Source organism: Serratia sp. FDAARGOS_506 (assembly GCF_003812745.1).
In the GTDB taxonomy this organism is placed as follows: domain Bacteria; phylum Pseudomonadota; class Gammaproteobacteria; order Enterobacterales; family Enterobacteriaceae; genus Serratia.
The window spans coordinates 3,313,770-3,329,613 of record NZ_CP033831.1 but is presented as its reverse complement, the minus strand read 5'-3'; the positions used below and the strand labels follow the sequence as shown (position 1 = coordinate 3,329,613).

At 57.3% G+C, this 15,844-nt stretch carries 20 protein-coding genes; 14 read left to right on the top strand and 6 right to left on the bottom strand.

The features are described from left to right. Positions 1-31 precede the first annotated feature (31 nt). On the bottom strand, positions 32-319 hold the full coding sequence (locus EGY12_RS16160) for a putative quinol monooxygenase (protein ID WP_123894603.1): 288 nt from the start codon (positions 317-319) through the stop codon (positions 32-34). Between the two features lie 212 nt (positions 320-531). On the opposite strand from EGY12_RS16160, the gene pyrC reads away from it, so the two are divergent. The 8 genes from pyrC (at position 532) to EGY12_RS16120 (ending at position 6,105) form a co-directional block, all read left to right on the top strand. Next, positions 532-1,578 (top strand): dihydroorotase, encoded by a 1,047-nt coding sequence (gene pyrC / locus EGY12_RS16155; RefSeq protein WP_123894602.1) that lies wholly within the window; start codon positions 532-534, stop codon positions 1,576-1,578. Between the two features lie 75 nt (positions 1,579-1,653). Further along, complete coding sequence (dinI, locus tag EGY12_RS16150; RefSeq protein ID WP_015377444.1) at positions 1,654-1,893, top strand: DNA damage-inducible protein I; 240 nt, start codon at positions 1,654-1,656, stop codon at positions 1,891-1,893. 130 nt (positions 1,894-2,023) lie between these two features. Next, on the top strand, positions 2,024-2,302 hold the full coding sequence (locus tag EGY12_RS16145; RefSeq protein ID WP_123894601.1) for a hypothetical protein: 279 nt from the start codon (positions 2,024-2,026) through the stop codon (positions 2,300-2,302). A gap of 201 nt (positions 2,303-2,503) precedes the next feature. Beyond that, complete coding sequence (gene bssS, locus EGY12_RS16140; protein ID WP_004927812.1) at positions 2,504-2,758, top strand: biofilm formation regulator BssS; 255 nt, start codon at positions 2,504-2,506, stop codon at positions 2,756-2,758. Between the two features lie 141 nt (positions 2,759-2,899). Further along, on the top strand, positions 2,900-4,015 hold the full coding sequence (solA, locus tag EGY12_RS16135; protein WP_123894600.1) for an N-methyl-L-tryptophan oxidase: 1,116 nt from the start codon (positions 2,900-2,902) through the stop codon (positions 4,013-4,015). 216 nt (positions 4,016-4,231) lie between these two features. Beyond that, entirely contained in the window at positions 4,232-4,858 is a 627-nt protein-coding gene (locus EGY12_RS16130; RefSeq protein WP_123894599.1) for a LuxR C-terminal-related transcriptional regulator, read from the top strand. 122 nt (positions 4,859-4,980) lie between these two features. Next, on the top strand, positions 4,981-5,097 hold the full coding sequence (locus EGY12_RS16125; protein ID WP_004927822.1) for a DUF2770 family protein: 117 nt from the start codon (positions 4,981-4,983) through the stop codon (positions 5,095-5,097). A gap of 3 nt (positions 5,098-5,100) precedes the next feature. Then, on the top strand, positions 5,101-6,105 hold the full coding sequence (locus EGY12_RS16120; RefSeq protein ID WP_123894598.1) for a zinc-dependent alcohol dehydrogenase family protein: 1,005 nt from the start codon (positions 5,101-5,103) through the stop codon (positions 6,103-6,105). Here EGY12_RS16120 and EGY12_RS16115 read toward each other — a convergent pair. Then, positions 6,053-7,111, bottom strand: a complete 1,059-nt coding sequence (locus EGY12_RS16115; RefSeq protein WP_123894597.1) for an AI-2E family transporter — start codon at positions 7,109-7,111, stop codon at positions 6,053-6,055. The genes EGY12_RS16120 and EGY12_RS16115 overlap by 53 nt on opposite strands. 443 nt (positions 7,112-7,554) lie before the next feature. On the opposite strand from EGY12_RS16115, the gene EGY12_RS16110 reads away from it, so the two are divergent. Next, a complete protein-coding gene (locus EGY12_RS16110; protein WP_033646456.1) occupies positions 7,555-8,109 on the top strand; it encodes a cytochrome b in 555 nt (184 codons plus the stop codon). 23 nt (positions 8,110-8,132) lie between these two features. Then, entirely contained in the window at positions 8,133-8,711 is a 579-nt protein-coding gene (locus EGY12_RS16105; RefSeq protein WP_123894596.1) for a YceI family protein, read from the top strand. Positions 8,712-8,754: 43 nt separating this feature from the next. Here EGY12_RS16105 and EGY12_RS16100 read toward each other — a convergent pair whose 3' ends face one another. Beyond that, the gene (locus EGY12_RS16100; RefSeq protein ID WP_033640754.1) at positions 8,755-9,822 is read right to left on the bottom strand and encodes a rhodanese-related sulfurtransferase; all 1,068 of its coding nucleotides are present in this window, start codon (positions 9,820-9,822) and stop codon (positions 8,755-8,757) included. 33 nt (positions 9,823-9,855) lie between these two features. Further along, positions 9,856-10,152 carry a hypothetical protein gene (locus EGY12_RS16095; RefSeq protein ID WP_123894595.1) on the bottom strand — a complete coding sequence of 99 codons (297 nt, stop codon included), beginning with the start codon at positions 10,150-10,152 and terminating at the stop codon, positions 9,856-9,858. Between the two features lie 50 nt (positions 10,153-10,202). Here EGY12_RS16095 and EGY12_RS16090 point away from each other — a divergent pair, with 50 nt between their 5' ends. The 4 genes from EGY12_RS16090 (at position 10,203) to EGY12_RS16075 (ending at position 14,975) form a co-directional block, all read left to right on the top strand. Then, positions 10,203-11,123: a Kdo(2)-lipid IV(A) acyltransferase gene (locus tag EGY12_RS16090; RefSeq protein ID WP_123894594.1), complete on the top strand. Its 921-nt coding sequence runs from the start codon at positions 10,203-10,205 to the stop codon at positions 11,121-11,123. A 101-nt stretch (positions 11,124-11,224) separates the two neighbouring features. Next, positions 11,225-11,509, top strand: a complete 285-nt coding sequence (locus tag EGY12_RS16085; RefSeq protein WP_123894593.1) for a YciI family protein — start codon at positions 11,225-11,227, stop codon at positions 11,507-11,509. Between the two features lie 199 nt (positions 11,510-11,708). Then, positions 11,709-12,947 (top strand): multidrug efflux MFS transporter MdtG, encoded by a 1,239-nt coding sequence (gene mdtG / locus EGY12_RS16080; RefSeq protein WP_123894592.1) that lies wholly within the window; start codon positions 11,709-11,711, stop codon positions 12,945-12,947. A 474-nt stretch (positions 12,948-13,421) separates the two neighbouring features. Continuing rightward, a complete protein-coding gene (locus EGY12_RS16075; RefSeq protein ID WP_123894591.1) occupies positions 13,422-14,975 on the top strand; it encodes a peptide MFS transporter in 1,554 nt (517 codons plus the stop codon). 50 nt (positions 14,976-15,025) lie between these two features. On the opposite strand, the gene EGY12_RS16070 is transcribed toward EGY12_RS16075, so the two are convergent. Next, a complete protein-coding gene (locus EGY12_RS16070; RefSeq protein WP_123894590.1) occupies positions 15,026-15,424 on the bottom strand; it encodes a VOC family protein in 399 nt (132 codons plus the stop codon). Further along, positions 15,415-15,843, bottom strand: coding sequence for a YeeE/YedE family protein (locus EGY12_RS16065; RefSeq protein WP_123894589.1), 429 nt, complete (start codon positions 15,841-15,843; stop codon positions 15,415-15,417). The genes EGY12_RS16070 and EGY12_RS16065 overlap by 10 nt, the downstream gene beginning before the upstream one ends. Position 15,844: the final 1 nt, after the last annotated feature.

Below are 15,844 nucleotides of genomic sequence, written 5' to 3'. Positions count from 1 at the left end.
TCGGCGGGTTTTTTCTTACCTGCAAAAAAGCTCAGGCGATCTTCTTCAGCCTTTTGATGTCCAGAGCATCCAACTTGCCGTCAAGCCGGCTGACGAACTGCTGAAAATGCGCCGTCTCATTATGCTTATCCAACGCTTCACTGCTGGCCCAACGCTCAAAGAACACGAAGACGCCCGGTTGTTCCAGATCGCGATGCAAATCGTATTGCAGGTTGCCCAACTCTTGGCGGCTCGGCTCGATAATGTCGTGCACCGCGTCGCTGACAGCGGCTTCAAATCCCGCTTTCGCTTGCAGGGTGGCGATAACGCGTACTTCCATTGCTTTCTCCCTTTCCACTTGATGAAGGTCGACGGTATTGGCGTCGGCATCGTTGAAATCTCTGTCACTATGCGCCCGCCGCCCTATTGATTTCAACTTGTCGCCAACAAACAGATGCATCTCAGGCACTTTCCGCTTATCCTTACACCCCGGCGTGAATAAACCCATTATTCGCTTTCATTAGACGTATTTGACCGCCGGAGCCTAGCTAGATGACCGCACAACCTCAAGTTCTGAAAATCCGCCGCCCAGACGACTGGCATATCCACCTGCGTGACGATGAAATGCTGAAAACGGTGGTGCCCTATACCAGCCAGGTATTTGGCCGGGCGATCGTGATGCCGAACCTGGTTCCGCCCGTAACGACCGTGGCCGCCGCGCGCGCCTACCGCGATCGTATTCTGGCAGCGGTTCCGCAGGGTCACAACTTCACTCCGCTGATGACCTGCTACCTGACCAACTCTCTGGCTGCCAGTGAACTGGTCAACGGCTTCGAGCAAGGGGTGTTTACCGCCGCCAAACTGTACCCGGCCAACGCTACGACCAACTCCAGCCACGGCGTCAGCGACGTAACCGGCATTTACCCGCTGTTCGAACAGATGCAAAAAATCGGCATGCCGCTGCTGATCCACGGTGAAGTGACCGATCCTGCCGTCGATATTTTCGACCGCGAGGCGCGCTTTATCGAACAGGTGATGGAACCTATCCGCCGCCAGTTCCCGGAGTTGAAGATCGTCTTCGAGCACATCACCACCAAAGAAGCGGCACAATACGTGCAGGCAGGCAATCGTTTCCTCGGCGCCACCATCACCCCGCAGCACCTGATGTTCAACCGCAACCACATGCTGGTCGGCGGCATTCGCCCACATCTGTTCTGCCTGCCGATCCTCAAGCGCAATGTCCATCAGGAAGCGCTGCGTCAGGCGGTCGCCAGCGGCTCGGATCGTTTCTTCCTCGGCACTGACTCCGCACCGCACCTCAAGCACCGCAAAGAGTCCAGCTGTGGCTGCGCCGGCTGCTTCAACGCGCCGAATGCCATCCCGGCTTACGCTGCCGTGTTCGAACAGCTCGGTGCGCTGGAGCACCTTGAGGCCTTTTGCTCGCTCAACGGCCCACGCTTCTATGGCCTGCAGCTCAACGAAGACTTCATCGAGCTGCAACGTGTGCCGACCACCCAACCGGAAGAGATCGCCCTGGGCAATGAATCCGTGATCCCCTTCCTGGCCGGTGAAACCCTGAATTGGTCGCTGAAAAACTGATATTTTTTCTTCACCCTCTTGCCCCCGCGCTCTACTGACTGTATAAATAACCAGTAAATCGCTTCGGGGGCAATTATGCGTGTTGAAGTCACTATAGATAAAACCCGGCCGCTGCCGGCGGGCGCCATTGAGGCGCTGACCGGCGAACTGGGCAAACGGGTCAATCGCCAGTTTCCAGACGCCGTCGTGCACGTACGTTATGCCGGCGCCAACGGGCTCTCCGTGCTGGGGGGCGCAAAAACCGACCGGGATCTGATCGAGGAAATCCTTCAGGAAACCTGGGAAAGCGCGGACGAATGGTTCAGCGCAGAATAACACTGCAATGCTGTTTTTGCCGGGGGTCGCTCTCCGGCTTTTTTGTTTCTGGCGCCCTGTCCGTTCATCGCTTACCCTTACTCTGGAACAAAATCTGCCTCAGCGCTGTATTTAACGCAAAGGAGTAAGCATGGCCCCGGACAAGGTGAAATCCGAAGACGCAATGACGTTTGGCGAATTGCTGGCGCTGATTGCCGATCAGAAAAGGCGCTTGAACGTACTGGAAGTGGCTTTCTCTTATCTGGCTTTCAGCCTGGATGACAAAGCTAACCAACGGCTGATCCACAGCCTGAAGCTTGAGTCGCACAGCCAAAACCGCGACGCCGAAACGCAGAAACATTTCGCCCATTTGGCCGAGGAGCTGGAAAAATGCCTGCACGGTTCACCACCGCCGGCCGGCGTGGAATAACGCGCTGCGCTTTATTCATCCACAAATCCGCATACAGATTTGTAGAATAATTGTTCAAATAAATATTTATTTTGCAAATTTCGGTGCCAACCCCCTCCACCGATGAAAGCGGATGCGTATACTGTAATTGCTCTCATGATGATGAGCCGCATTGATCCTCGTTAGTCACTCACGGTAGTTACTACTCAATAAGGGGTCTTTATGGACAGAAATGATGAAGTAATTCAGACGCACCCGCTTGTCGGTTGGGATATCAGCACTGTCGACGTTTACGACGCCATGATGATACGCCTTCATTACCTGTCTTCACTAGACCAAACGCCCGAAGAAGCCCAAGTTGACAGAACGCTTTGGCTGACCACAGATGTCGCCCGTCAATTAATCAATATCTTAGAGGCCGGCATCGCCAAGATTGAAGCTACGGATTACCAGGATCTTGATCGCAGAAAACATTGATTCATCGTCCCCTAACCCCTAAGGCGCCGCGCCCCATCCTCGGCGCCTTTTTCTTTGCCTTTCGCCGTTCAATCAGTGCATTGCGCTCGCCAACCTTTTATCATGGGGCGATAAGAAATCGCTATCAGAGAGGGTGGTCACGTGGAATATGATTTGATTGTGGTGGGCAGCGGTTCAGTCGGCGCGGCGGCAGGTTATTACGCTACTCGGGCAGGTTTGAAAGTGCTGATGATCGACAGCGCCATTCCCCCGCACCGCAACGGCAGCCATCACGGCGATACCCGCATTATCCGCCACGCTTACGGCGAAGGCGAAAAGTACGTGCCGCTGGTGCTGCGCGCGCAGGCGTTGTGGAATGCGCTGATTCAGCAATCCGGCGAGGAATTGTTTCAGTCGTGCGGCGTGCTCAATCTGGGGCCACAGCAGTCCGAATTCATTCGCAATGCGCAACAGAGCGCGCAAAAATTCCGCCTGAATGCGCAAACCCTCAGCGCCGAACAGATCGCCCAACGCTGGCCGGAATTCCGTGCACCTGAAGGTTACGTCGGCGTATTCGAGCCGGACGCAGGCTTCCTGCGCTCCGAGTTGGCGGTAGCCTGCCTGATCAAGCTGGCGAAAGAGGCCGGCTGCAGCCAGTTGTTCAACTGCCCGGTCAGCGCGGTGAAGCCTATCGATGGCGGCGTTGAAGTCGTTACCGACGAAGGACGTTTCACGGCGCGAAAAGCCGTGGTCACCGCCGGCACCTGGGTGAAAGCGCTGTTGCCGCAGCTGCCGATTACGCCATTGCGCAAGGTATTCTCCTGGCATCAGGCGGACGGCCGCTACAGCGTGAACAATCGCTTCCCGGCCTTTACCGTCGAAGCGCAGGATGGCACGCACTATTACGGTTTCCCGGCGGATAACGACGGCCTGAAAGTAGGAAAACACGACGGTGGCCAGCCGATGGATGCCCCCGAGCAGCGAAAACCTTTCGGCAGCAATGCCAGCGACGGCACGGAAGTCTTCACCTTCCTGCGGCAGTTTTTACCGGGTGTAGGCGTATGTTTACACGGGGAAGCCTGCAGCTATGATATGAGCCCCGACGAAGACTTTATTATCGATACCCTGCCGGAGTGCGAGCGCCTGATGGTCATCAGCGGATTGAGCGGCCACGGCTTCAAGTTCGCCAGTGCGTTGGGCGAGATTGCGGCGCTGTTCGCACAGGACAAGGCGCCGCCGGTCGACGTTTCCAGCTTTGGTTTGAAGCGATTTAGCTAAGCGAAGGATTTCGCTGCTTCGGTTCTTCTAGTGACTTGGGTAGCGAAATCTGACGGTTACAATTTATTAACCTGCTAACTCTTTTAAATACCAAATAAAAAATATGATAACGGAAATTTCTTGTATTCAGCAGTTGAATTTCCGAATTGAACACTTGCAGTGTAAGTCCTATTTTACAGAAGATATGCTCCATCGGCTTTCAACAAGGACGTCACCATGAAACTACTTGTCGTGGACGAATGCTGCTTCACCCGGGTCGGTATAGCCAGCTACTTTGCTGATAGTGGGATTACGACGATCAAGTGCTGCCACAGCATTGAGTACGCTACGCCGCTGTTGGCCAGCTTTCAGCCGAGCCACATTCTGGTGAACCTCAGCAACCAGTGCCGCTATAACGAAGCGGACGCACAACTGCTGGCGTTTATGGAAGCCAGTCAATCTGCCTTGCTGTTTATCTATCTCGATACGCCTTACCCTTACAGCGAAACGCCAATGCGCATCGCCGATAACGCGTTTCTGTTCAATAAAAGCATTCTGCCGCTCACCTTACGCATGCTGCGCGAAAATCCGATGGCGCTGGCCGATGACGGCGAAGAGCGTTCCCTGTTCAGCCCGCAGGAACTGACGGTGATGAAATATTGGATGGCGGAGATGCCCAACTACCGCATCGCGAAAAAGCTGCAGATCAGCTCGCATACGGTGTACGTGCACAAGCGCCATATCACGGAGAAGATCAACGCACGCAACCGGCTGGAGTTCTACTCGCTGTATAACGTGCTGCGCTATTTCTACCCGCCGAGCACGCCAACAAATTCGACGCCGCTGGCGCTGCTGGCGGTATAACATCAAGCCTGCGATAACGCAGGCTTTTTTATCGCCACTCTTCCAGCGCTCACGCGCGGCGTGCTGTAAAAGACGCCGAGAAAAGGACTATAATCAAGGGTCCTTCTCTTCAGGCGGCTGAAATGTTAAACCGAATACTGGCGGCTATCGTCAACAACGTGCGTGAGCACCTGGTGCTGTATCTTTGTCTGTGGCTGGTGCTGCTGGCGCTGGATGTCTATTTTTTCTTCGTGATGTAACCCATGCCGTCGTCATTTCCCCGATTGAGCTTCAGCCGCTTCGGCGATCCCGCCCAGGTGCTGGCGCTGCAGCAGATGAGCAGGCCGCCGCTGCGCCCCGGCCGGTTGCTGCTGCAGATGCGGTATGCCCCGATCAACCCTTCCGACCTGATCCCGATTCACGGCCAATACGCGCACCGCATCGCCCTGCCGCAGGTGCCGGGCTATGAGGGCGTGGGCGTCATCGTCGATCCGCAAAGCGGACGCTCGACCGGCCGACGCGCGCTGGCGGTAGCAGGTGACGGCAGCTGGCAAACCTTCGTCACGTTGCCTGAAGAACGGGTGGTCTGGGTGCCGGACGACATCGACGACGCCGGCGCGGCGCAAATCTATATCAACCCGCTCACCTGCTGGGTGCTGCTGACGCAATGGCTGCCGCTCAACGCCGGCGACGTGCTGCTGCTCAACGGCGGCGGCTCCGCCGTTAGCCTACTGTTGGCGCAGCTGACGGCGCTGCGCGGCATTCGTCTGGCGGTCGTGGTGCGCAATGCCGCTCATCGCCCGGCGTTACTGGCCGCCGGCGCCTGGCGCGTTATCGAAGCGCCGCAGCTGGTGGAAATGACTAATTTTGGCGCCCGCGCCGCTATCGACTGCATCGGCGGCGAAGAGGGATTGCAGCTGGCGCGGGCGGTTCGCGCCGGCGGCGATTTTGTGGCGCTGGGCCTGCTGGGTGGCCGCCAGGTGGATTGGCGGCGCGTGGTGGACGAATTGAAGCTGCGCGCTTCACTGTTCCACCTGCGCAAATGGAATGCGCAGGCGGCGCCGGCACAGTGGCAAACAGCGTTTTATCAGCTATTCCAGCTGCTGCGGCGCGGCCAGCTGGTGCTGCGCCCGCCCGCCGCGATTTACCCTTTGCAACAGTACGCAGCTGCTCTGCAACACGCTGCGCAGCCCGGTGTGAACGGCAAGATCTTCCTCACTCCGGCGACGCCGGAGGCTGGCGCGGCGGGCGGCCGTCGCCCAGGATAACCGCCAGCCGATAGCCGCCCTCGGTGGTTTCCAGCGCGATGCGCGCCACGATCGTCAGCGGCACCGACAGCAACATGCCCACCGGGCCCAGCAGCCAGCCCCAAAAGATCAGCGACAGGAACACCACCAGCGTCGACAACCCCAGCCCACGCCCCATCACCCGCGGTTCGAGGATATTGCCGATCACCATGTTGACAGCGATAAAGCCGCCGGCCACCACCAGCGCATCGCCCAGGCCGTTGAACAGCAACGCCTGAATCAGCGGCGGAATAGCGGCCAACACCGAGCCGATATTGGGAATGTAGTTGAGCAAAAACGCCAGCAGCCCCCAGATAAAGGCGAAGCGCACGCCGACCGCCGCCAGGAAAATCCAAACGATCACCCCGGTGGCCAGGCTGATGATGGTTTTAATCACCAGATAGCGCGTCACGCCCTCCAGCGCCCGCCGCATCGCGGCGAGGCCTTCATTCGGCTTATCCAGCGCCTGTTGCAGCTTGTAAGGCAACAGCTGCACTTCGAACAGCATAAACACCACGGTCATCAGCAGCAGGAAGACGTTGGTCATGGCACCAGACAGGTGCCCCAGCATACGGGTAACCAGATTCATCGCCGCACTGGGATCGACATACTGCAGCATCGCTTCGCTGGAGAGGCTGATATTGAAACGATCGGCGTAATGCTGCAGCTCGCGCAGCTTCTCGATCATCATGCCGCGGTACTGCGGCAACGAACGAGCGAACTCATTGAGCGAAGCGCCCAGCATGCCGATAAGCAGCATCACGACCACGATCACCGCCGTCACCAGCAGCGTCACCCCGACGATGCGCGGTATTCGCTTGCGCTCCAGCATCGCCACCAGCGGATTCAGCACCATAGCGAGGAAGACTGCGAGTAAAAACGGCACCACGATGTCGGCGGCGGCTTTCACCCCGGCCAGAATGATCACCAACATCGCCAGCAGAACGGCCAAACGCAGGCTGCTGTCTGTTACACGGGTTCGGCCCATCACGTTTCCTTGTTATTTCACTGGGTTAACCGGCCCCCACAGAGCCGCCTCTTGGCGCTAATGGTAGCAAAATCCGCCGGCACGCCGCAGAGGATTTAGCGTAATCGTTCGAAAAGATTAATCTTTCCTCCCTGCTCTTCGCCGCGAGAAATAGGCATAACCTTTGCCAACAAATAATCCCACTGAGCAATCCATGGGCGATTTACGTAAAATGACAAAAGCTGACATTAATAGATAATAATCCTAATTTTCAACAACTAGCATAATCGTCACGTGAAAGAAATAATATCATCTTCAACGATTTATCTGACTAACTCCGAACATCTCAAACAAATTCACTGACTAATATTTCTAAGAAGTAACATAGTTAAATTTATTATTGATTTTATGTTTCCTAAAGTTTAATTATTGCAGCCAGCCAATCGGTAATCGAAGGAAACAGGATGCTCTGGAAAAATACCGCCGATCGTTTCGGCCATGTGTCAGTGTTGATTCACTGGCTGGTGGCGCTGACGGTGTACGGCATGTTCGCACTCGGCCTGTGGATGGTCACGCTGGGCTATTACGACGTCTGGTACCACCAGGCGCCGGAGATACACAAAAGCATCGGCGCACTGCTGTTCATCGTCATGGTGATCCGTGTGATCTGGCGCTTTGTCTCGCCGCCGCCCAAGCCTCTGGCCAGCTATGGCCGCCTCACTCGCGTCAGCGCCATTCTCGCGCATCTGGCTCTGTATGCCGTGCTGTTCGGCATTCTGATCAGCGGCTATTTGATCTCGACCGCCGACGGCCAACCGATCAGCGTGTTCGGCTGGTTCGACGTGCCCGCCACCGTGACCGGCATGGCCGAGCAAGCCGATACCGCCGGCGCCATTCACCTTTACCTGGCCTGGGCCGTGGTAGTGCTCTCGGTACTGCACGGGCTGGCCGCGCTTAAACATCACTTTATCGATCGTGATGTCACTTTGAAACGGATGCTGGGTAGCAGCGCCGATTAACCTTTGGATTTATGGAGATTGCTATGTTGAAAAAGACCGTATTGGGCCTGACCGCAGGCGCCCTGTTGCTGAGCGCCGGTTCCGCACTGGCGGCGGACTACAAGATCGACAAACAGGGCCAGCACGCCTTTATCGAATTCCGCATCCAGCACCTGGGCTACAGCTGGCTGTACGGCAGCTTTAAAGACTTCGACGGCGGCTTCACCTTCGACGAAAAAGATCCGTCCAAGGACAAGGTGAGCGTGACCATCAATACCGCCAGCGTCGACACCAACCACGCCGAACGCGACAAGCACCTGCGCAGCGCCGAGTTCCTCAACGTAGAGAAGAACAAGCAGGCCAAGTTTGAATCCACCGAAGTGAAGAAAAGCGGCGACGGTTATGCAGTGGTCGGTAACCTGACGCTGAACGGCGTGACCAAGCCGGTTACGCTGGACGCCAAACTGATTGGCCAGGGCAACGATCCGTGGGGCGGCTACCGCGCCGGCTTTGAAGCCAATGGCAAGATCAAGCTGAAAGATTTCGGCATCACCACCGATCTGGGCCCGGCGTCGCAAGACGTTGAGCTGATCATCTCCGTAGAAGGCGTACGCGAGAAATAAAAAAAAGCCCGGCTTGGCGGCCGGGCTTCTGATTTCCTCAGGCTCAGCGGGCTGGGCCTTCTTCTTCCGGTGCCGGAATGTGCATCGTGGTCTGCAACAAGCCTTTCGACTTATTGAAGATCTTGACGCCGTTTTCACGGCCGGCACGGCGCGCGCGCTGCTCTTCGCGCGGCAGCTTCAGCTCTTCGCGGCAAATCTCGCTGCAGCACCCTTCAAACTTGGCGGCGCAGCTCGGGCACTGAATGAACAGCAGATGGCAGCCGTCGTTCTTACAGTTGGTGTGGGTGTCGCACGGCGCACCACATTGGTGGCAGTTGGCGATCACATCGTCGGAGATGCGCTCGCCCATGCGCTCATCGAACACGAAGTTTTTGCCGATAAACTTCAGCGGCAACCCCTGCTCTTTCGCTTTGCGGGTGTACTCGATGATCCCGCCTTCCACGTGGTAGATGTTTTTAAAGCCGTTGTGCAGCATATAGGCGCTGGCTTTTTCACAGCGAATGCCACCGGTGCAGTACATGACGATGTTTTTGTCTTTACTGTCCTGCAGCATCTCCACCGCCATCGGCAGCTGATCGCGGAAGGTATCCGACGGCACCTCGATGGCGTTTTCGAAGTGACCGACCTCATACTCATAGTGGTTGCGCATATCGACGAACACCGTATTCGGATCGTCGATCATCTGATTGACGCGATCGGCCTGCAGATACTCGCCGACGTTGCTCGGATCAAAGCTCTCGTCATCGATGCCGTCGGCCACGATGCGCTCGCGCACCTTGAGGCGCAGCACCCAGAAGGATTTGCCATCATCTTCCAGCGCGATGTTCAGGCGAACCTGATCAAGCGCCGGGTGCGAGGCGAACAGCGCGGCTTTGAACGCGTCGAAGTGATGCTGCGGCACGCTGATCTGCGCGTTGATGCCCTCTTTCGCCACGTAGATGCGGCCGAACACCTTCAGTTTTTCGAACTGAACGTACAGGCTGTCGCGAAACGCTTTGGGATCGTCGATGGAGAAGTATTTGTAAAAAGAAACTGTGGTGCGAGGCTCGGTTTCCGCCAGCATGCGCGCCTTCAGTTCCTCGTTAGAAATTCGGTTATGTAACACTGGCATGGTGTACTTTCCTGTCTTTCGGGAGGTGACTGATTATCGCGCGCCGCCTGCCGGCCCGCGCGCGGCGCACATGATACCCGAAAAACCGCCGCCGCGCAGCCCCGCCATAATGCCTACACGGTGACTCCTGAATAATGCCCCGGCCATGATATCGCCGTTGTTCTTTAGCGGAAATATTGTGGAAAAATCCGGCACCTGATGCATATTTAACGCCGAAAAGGGGATTTTAATGCGTTGTGTTTTCCCGGAGCGCCAGAAAAATGCCACAATAGTCGCAAACAAACGGCAGAAACGAACCTTGCGGCCGAACTCACCCGGCCGCCAGACCATGCTATGACTCTGTCATTACACTTAAACAACCGTATTCAAACAGAGAACCCATGACTCAAGTTCCTACTTTCAATCGCTCCTTATTGCACCCACGCTATTGGCTGACCTGGGTTGGCATCGGCTTGCTGTATCTGCTGGTGTTGCTGCCTTACCCCGTCATCTACTGGCTCGGCACCTCGATCGGGCGGTTTGCCATGCGCTTTCTCAAGCGTCGCGTCGCTATCGCCCAACGCAACCTTGAGCTCTGTTTTCCCGACATGCCGCAGGCCGAACGCGATGCGCTGGTGGTAAAGAATTTCGAATCGGTCGGCATGGGGCTGTTTGAGACCGGCATGGCGTGGTTCTGGCCTAACTGGCGCATCGAACGCTGGTTCAAGGTCAGCGGCCTGGAGCACATCCAAAAAGCGCGCGACAACCATCAGGGCGTGCTGCTGATTGGCCTGCACTTTTTAACGCTGGAGCTGGGCGCGCGCATCTTCGGCATTCACAACCCCGGCATCGGCGTTTACCGCCCGCACGACAACAAGCTGATGGACTGGCTGCAAACCTGGGGGCGCATGCGTTCCAATAAGTCGATGCTGGATCGCAAAGATGTCAAAGGCATGATCCGCGCCCTGAAACAGGGCGATATCATCTGGTATGCGCCGGATCATGACTACGGCCCGCGCAGCAGCGTCTTCGTGCCGCTGTTCGCGGTGGATAAAGCCGCCACCACCACCGGCAGCTACGTGCTGGTACGGATGGGAAAACCGGCGATCATTCCGTTCACCCCGCGCCGCCTGCCGGACGGCAAAGGTTATGAGCTGATCATGCAACCGGCGGTGGAGGACTTCCCGCTGGATAACGAACTCGAGGCTGCCGCCTTCATGAATAAAGTGGTGGAAAAAGAAATCCTGATGGCACCTGACCAATACATGTGGCTGCATCGCCGCTTCAAGACCCGTCCGGAAGGCGAGCCTTCGCTCTACTGATAAAGCAAACCCGCCGCCGGCGGGTTTTTTATTGCGCGTCTCTTGAGAATCGATGACGAGGGTGGGATGGTAAAGCCTTTGCCGCCCATCCCGGAGTCGTTATGTACATTGTCAGCCTGACCTACCACCGCCCGATCGCCGAAGTCGACAGCCACCTTGACGGGCACATCGCCTGGTTGAAGAAATATTTTCAGGACGGCACCTTCGTCGCTTCCGGTCGCAAGAATCCCCGCACCGGCGGCGTGATCCTGGCCAAGGGTATTGACCGCGCGCGGCTGGATGCCATCCTGGCCGAAGATCCCTTCAACGCCGTGGCCCACTACGAGGTCACCGACTTTAGCGCCACCACCACCGCCGCCGGTTTCGAGGCGCTGGCCGGACTATAAAACGCTGTAAATTCCGCGCGCTAAGCGCGGAATAAGGTTTAAACGTCTTTTTTAAAACTTTATTTCATTTTTTGCCCAATCCTTGTCCCCTCGTTTGCCGTCGCCGCGCTGGCGGCGCATACTTATCAGGCTAACTTTCACGTTTTGCCCCTTCATCTTGCCGCCGGCAAAACGCGTCACCTTTCGGCAGTGGACATTTATGGCTTCGGCAGCAGAACCCGTTAACTGGAAACGCAACCTTTTCGTCGCCTGGGTAGGATGTTTTCTCACCGGCGCCGCCTTCAGCCTGGTAATGCCGTTTTTGCCGCTGTACGTAGAGACGCTGGGTGTAACCGGCCATCAGGCGCTCAATATGTGGTCCGGTCTGCTGTTCAGCATTACCTTTCTGTTTTCCGCTATCGCCGCGCCGTTCTGGGGCGCCCTGGCCGACCGACGCGGCCGTAAACTGATGTTGCTGCGCTCAGCGCTGGGCATGGCGATCGTCATGGTGCTGATGGGCATGGCGCAAACGGTCTGGCAGTTTCTCGCTCTGCGAGCGGTGCTGGGCCTGCTCGGCGGGTTCATACCCAACGCCAACGCGCTGATCGCCACCCAGGTGCCACGCAACCGCAGCGGCTGGGCGCTCGGCACCCTGTCTACCGGTGGCGTAGGCGGTGCGCTGATTGGCCCGCTAATCGGCGGCCTGCTGGCCGATCTGTACGGCCTGCGCCCGGTGTTTTACATCACCGCTGCGGTGCTGTTCGTTTGCTTCGTGCTGACGCTGCTGTATGTCAAAGAGCAATTCACCCCGGTGCAAAAACGCGACATGTTGCACGCACGGCAAGTGTTCGCCTCGCTGAAAAACCCGAAACTGGTGCTCAGCCTGTTCGTCACCACCATGATCATTCAGATCGCCACCGGCTCGATTGCACCAATCCTGACGCTGTATGTGCGCGATCTGGCCGGCGCCACCCATAACCTGGCGTTTATCAGCGGGCTGATCGCCTCTGTACCCGGCATCGCGGCATTGATGAGCGCCCCCCGGCTGGGCAAGCTGGGCGATCGCATCGGCCCGGAGCGTATTCTGGTATGTATGCTGATTTTTTCGGTGCTGCTGCTGATCCCGATGGCGTTCGTGCAAACGCCGTGGCAGCTCGGCGTACTGCGTTTCCTGCTGGGGGCGGCCGACGGCGCGCTGCTGCCGGCGGTACAGACGCTGCTGATTTACAACTGCACCAATCAGGTGGCCGGCCGAATTTTCAGCTACAACCAATCGTTCCGCGACGTCGGCAACGTCACCGGCCCGTTGCTTGGCGCCGCGGTCTCCGCCGGCTACGGTTTTCGCGCAGTCTTCTGCGTCACCGCTTTAGTGGTGCTGTTCAATGCCGGTTATTCTTGGTGGTGCCTGCGGCGGCGGCCGGGCTACATGCGGGAAGATACGCTGCAGGAAGAACAATAGCTGCATTTATCACCAGTTTCCGCGATTGGCCGGATCAACGGCGCGTTTCCCCTACTTTTAATAATGCTTCCTTCGGGCCTGTGAATTTTCGCCTCGCTCGGAACATTCTTACTTCAACACTTTGTTTATCAACAATTAATTAACTTTTAGCGCATAAAACCCGCTGTCAATCATATTCCTGCAACAACCAACAGAAAAACCAGAAAAGGAGATGCTTGTCGACTTTTCGTCTAAAAAATGGGATACAGGTACTAGACAAAACCAACGACCAGTTATCAAATGGTTAAATAATATCACGCCAGATGTGAACCATCGGCCAAGTGAAGAAAAGGTCAGCACGCTTTCCACGGTTTATCAGCGTTGCAGCCGCGGTTTTGTCGGGTAATCCGCATTGGGCGGATCGCCTTCATTAAATACACATACAACCACAGTACGGGCTGCAGCCATGCAGCGCCTTTTTATTGGGAAATCGTTATGCAATCCTCTGTCAATAAGTCAGAAAGCCGGACCTTCTTCGGCCATCCCTATCCGCTGGGTTCTCTGTTCTTCACCGAAATGTGGGAACGCTTTTCGTTCTACGGCATCCGTCCGCTGCTGATCCTGTTTATGGCCGCCACCGTGTACGACGGCGGCCTGGGTCTGGCGCGTGAGAACGCGTCGGCTATCGTCGGCATTTTCGCCGGCAGCATGTACCTGGCGGCGCTGCCGGGTGGCTGGCTGGCGGACAACTGGCTCGGCCAGCGCAAGGCCGTTTGGTACGGTTCGATCCTGATCGCCCTCGGCCACCTGTCGATCGCCCTGTCCGCGGTGATGGGTACCAACCTGTTCTTCATCGGCCTGATGTTCATCGTGCTCGGTTCCGGCCTGTTCAAGACCTGTATCTCGGTGATGGTCGGCACGCTGTACAAGAAAGGCGATGCGCGCCGTGACGGCGGTTTCTCGCTGTTCTATATGGGCATCAACATCGGTTCCTTTATCGCTCCGCTGATCTCCGGCTGGCTGATCAAGTCACACGGTTGGCACTGGGGCTTCGGCATCGGCGGTATCGGGATGCTGGTAGCGCTGGTGATCTTCCGGGTATTTGCCGTACCGGCGATGAAACGCTATGACCGCGAAGTGGGCCTGGACTCTACCTGGAACAGCCCGGTCACAAAGAAAAAAGGCGTCGGCGCCTGGTTACTGGCATTGGCGGCCATCCTGGTGGCAGTCATCGTACTGATCGCCCAAGGCACCATCGTGATCAACCCGGTTGAGGTAGCCAGCGTGCTGGTATACGTGATCGCCGCGTCGGTCACCCTGTATTTCATCTACCTGTTCGCCTTTGCCGGTCTGAGCCGCAAAGAGCGCGCACGTCTGCTGGTGTGCTTCATCCTGCTGATCTCCGCCGCGTTCTTCTGGTCGGCGTTTGAACAGAAACCGACCTCGTTCAACCTGTTCGCCAACGATTACACCAATCGCATGGTCGGCGGCTTCGAGATCCCGGCGGTGTGGTTCCAGTCGATCAACGCCCTGTTCATCATCCTGCTGGCGCCGGTCTTCAGTTGGGCTTGGCCTGCGCTGGCACGTAATAACGTGCGCCCGAGCAGCATCACCAAGTTTGTGATCGGTATCCTGTGCGCCGCCGGCGGTTTCGGCCTGATGATGCTGGCCGCGCAAAATGTGCTGAGCAACGGCGGCGCCGGCGTATCGCCGATGTGGCTGGTGGGCAGTATCCTGATGCTGACGCTGGGTGAACTGTGTCTGAGCCCGATCGGCTTGGCCACCATGACGCTGCTGGCGCCTGAGAGAATGCGCGGTCAGATGATGGGGCTGTGGTTCTGCGCCAGCGCGTTGGGCAACCTGGCAGCCGGCCTGATCGGCGGCCACGTCAAGGCCGACCAACTGGACATGCTGCCGGATCTGTTCGCTCGCTGCTCAGTAGCATTGCTGATCTGCGCCGCCGTGCTGATCGTGCTGATCGTGCCGATTCGCCGCATGCTGGAAAATACCCAGTCCAAGAGCACACAAAAACCGGCGACCAACGCCTGACGGATAATCCGTTTTTATCTCGCAAACCGGCGCTCGATGCGCCGGTTTTTTTATGCCTGCCAAACCTGATGTTGCAATACCACCCGATAGCCATCAGGATCTTCAAAAGTTTGCCCCGCCCGATCCCAATAGGGATTATAGGCGGCGACCGATAAGAATCCCGCCGCCCGCATCCGCTCACACCCGGCCCGCCATTCGTTCTCTTGCGGCAGATAAAACACCAGCAGATGATCCTGCGTCGGCGCCTGTCCGACCCGTACCCCGCGATGCTGCGTGAACTCCAGATGGTAGGCATGCCGCGGATGCCCGATCATAATGCCGTCAAAGCCCTGATGATCGACAAACTCGCCCAGCCTTTCAAACCCCAACCCACGGCAATACAGCGTAGCAATCTCTTGCAGCCGATCGGTCGGGCGCGCGATGCGCAATACCGCTTTAGCTATCGACATGAACGCTTCCTCCTCATGATAATCTCATACAGCGCCATGCCCGCCAGCATCGCCAGCAGGAACGGCCATACACGCTGTATCTCCGCCCCCGCCAATACCCAGGCTGGGCCAGGACAAATGCCCGCGATGCCCCAGCCGATGCCGAACAGCGCGCTGCCCGCCAGCAAACGGCGATCCACACGCTCAGCAGCCGGGATCTGCAGCGGTTCCCCCAACAGGCTCCGCTCGCGTCGCCGCGCCCATATAAAGGCTGGTGCCGCCACCGCAATCGCCCCAACCATCACCAACGCCAGCGAAGGGTCCCACCGGCCGGCAATATCGAGAAACGCCAGCACCTTAGCAGGATTAGCCATGCCGGCGACGATCAGTCCCAGACCGAAAATCACGCCGCTCAACAGTGCCAACAGGGATTTAAGCATC

Coding starts and splice junctions, on each gene's coding strand:
- EGY12_RS16160 (WP_123894603.1), bottom strand. CDS start 319: ATGGAAGTACGCGTTATCGCCACCCTGCAAGCGAAAGCGGGATTTGAA.
- pyrC (WP_123894602.1), top strand. CDS start 532: ATGACCGCACAACCTCAAGTTCTGAAAATCCGCCGCCCAGACGACTGG.
- dinI (WP_015377444.1), top strand. CDS start 1,654: ATGCGTGTTGAAGTCACTATAGATAAAACCCGGCCGCTGCCGGCGGGC.
- EGY12_RS16145 (WP_123894601.1), top strand. CDS start 2,024: ATGGCCCCGGACAAGGTGAAATCCGAAGACGCAATGACGTTTGGCGAA.
- bssS (WP_004927812.1), top strand. CDS start 2,504: ATGGACAGAAATGATGAAGTAATTCAGACGCACCCGCTTGTCGGTTGG.
- EGY12_RS16130 (WP_123894599.1), top strand. CDS start 4,232: ATGAAACTACTTGTCGTGGACGAATGCTGCTTCACCCGGGTCGGTATA.
- EGY12_RS16125 (WP_004927822.1), top strand. CDS start 4,981: ATGTTAAACCGAATACTGGCGGCTATCGTCAACAACGTGCGTGAGCAC.
- EGY12_RS16120 (WP_123894598.1), top strand. CDS start 5,101: ATGCCGTCGTCATTTCCCCGATTGAGCTTCAGCCGCTTCGGCGATCCC.
- EGY12_RS16115 (WP_123894597.1), bottom strand. CDS start 7,111: ATGGGCCGAACCCGTGTAACAGACAGCAGCCTGCGTTTGGCCGTTCTG.
- EGY12_RS16110 (WP_033646456.1), top strand. CDS start 7,555: ATGCTCTGGAAAAATACCGCCGATCGTTTCGGCCATGTGTCAGTGTTG.
- EGY12_RS16105 (WP_123894596.1), top strand. CDS start 8,133: ATGTTGAAAAAGACCGTATTGGGCCTGACCGCAGGCGCCCTGTTGCTG.
- EGY12_RS16100 (WP_033640754.1), bottom strand. CDS start 9,822: ATGCCAGTGTTACATAACCGAATTTCTAACGAGGAACTGAAGGCGCGC.
- EGY12_RS16095 (WP_123894595.1), bottom strand. CDS start 10,152: ATGGTCTGGCGGCCGGGTGAGTTCGGCCGCAAGGTTCGTTTCTGCCGT.
- EGY12_RS16090 (WP_123894594.1), top strand. CDS start 10,203: ATGACTCAAGTTCCTACTTTCAATCGCTCCTTATTGCACCCACGCTAT.
- EGY12_RS16085 (WP_123894593.1), top strand. CDS start 11,225: ATGTACATTGTCAGCCTGACCTACCACCGCCCGATCGCCGAAGTCGAC.
- mdtG (WP_123894592.1), top strand. CDS start 11,709: ATGGCTTCGGCAGCAGAACCCGTTAACTGGAAACGCAACCTTTTCGTC.
- EGY12_RS16075 (WP_123894591.1), top strand. CDS start 13,422: ATGCAATCCTCTGTCAATAAGTCAGAAAGCCGGACCTTCTTCGGCCAT.
- EGY12_RS16070 (WP_123894590.1), bottom strand. CDS start 15,424: ATGTCGATAGCTAAAGCGGTATTGCGCATCGCGCGCCCGACCGATCGG.
- EGY12_RS16065 (WP_123894589.1), bottom strand. CDS start 15,843: ATGCTTAAATCCCTGTTGGCACTGTTGAGCGGCGTGATTTTCGGTCTG.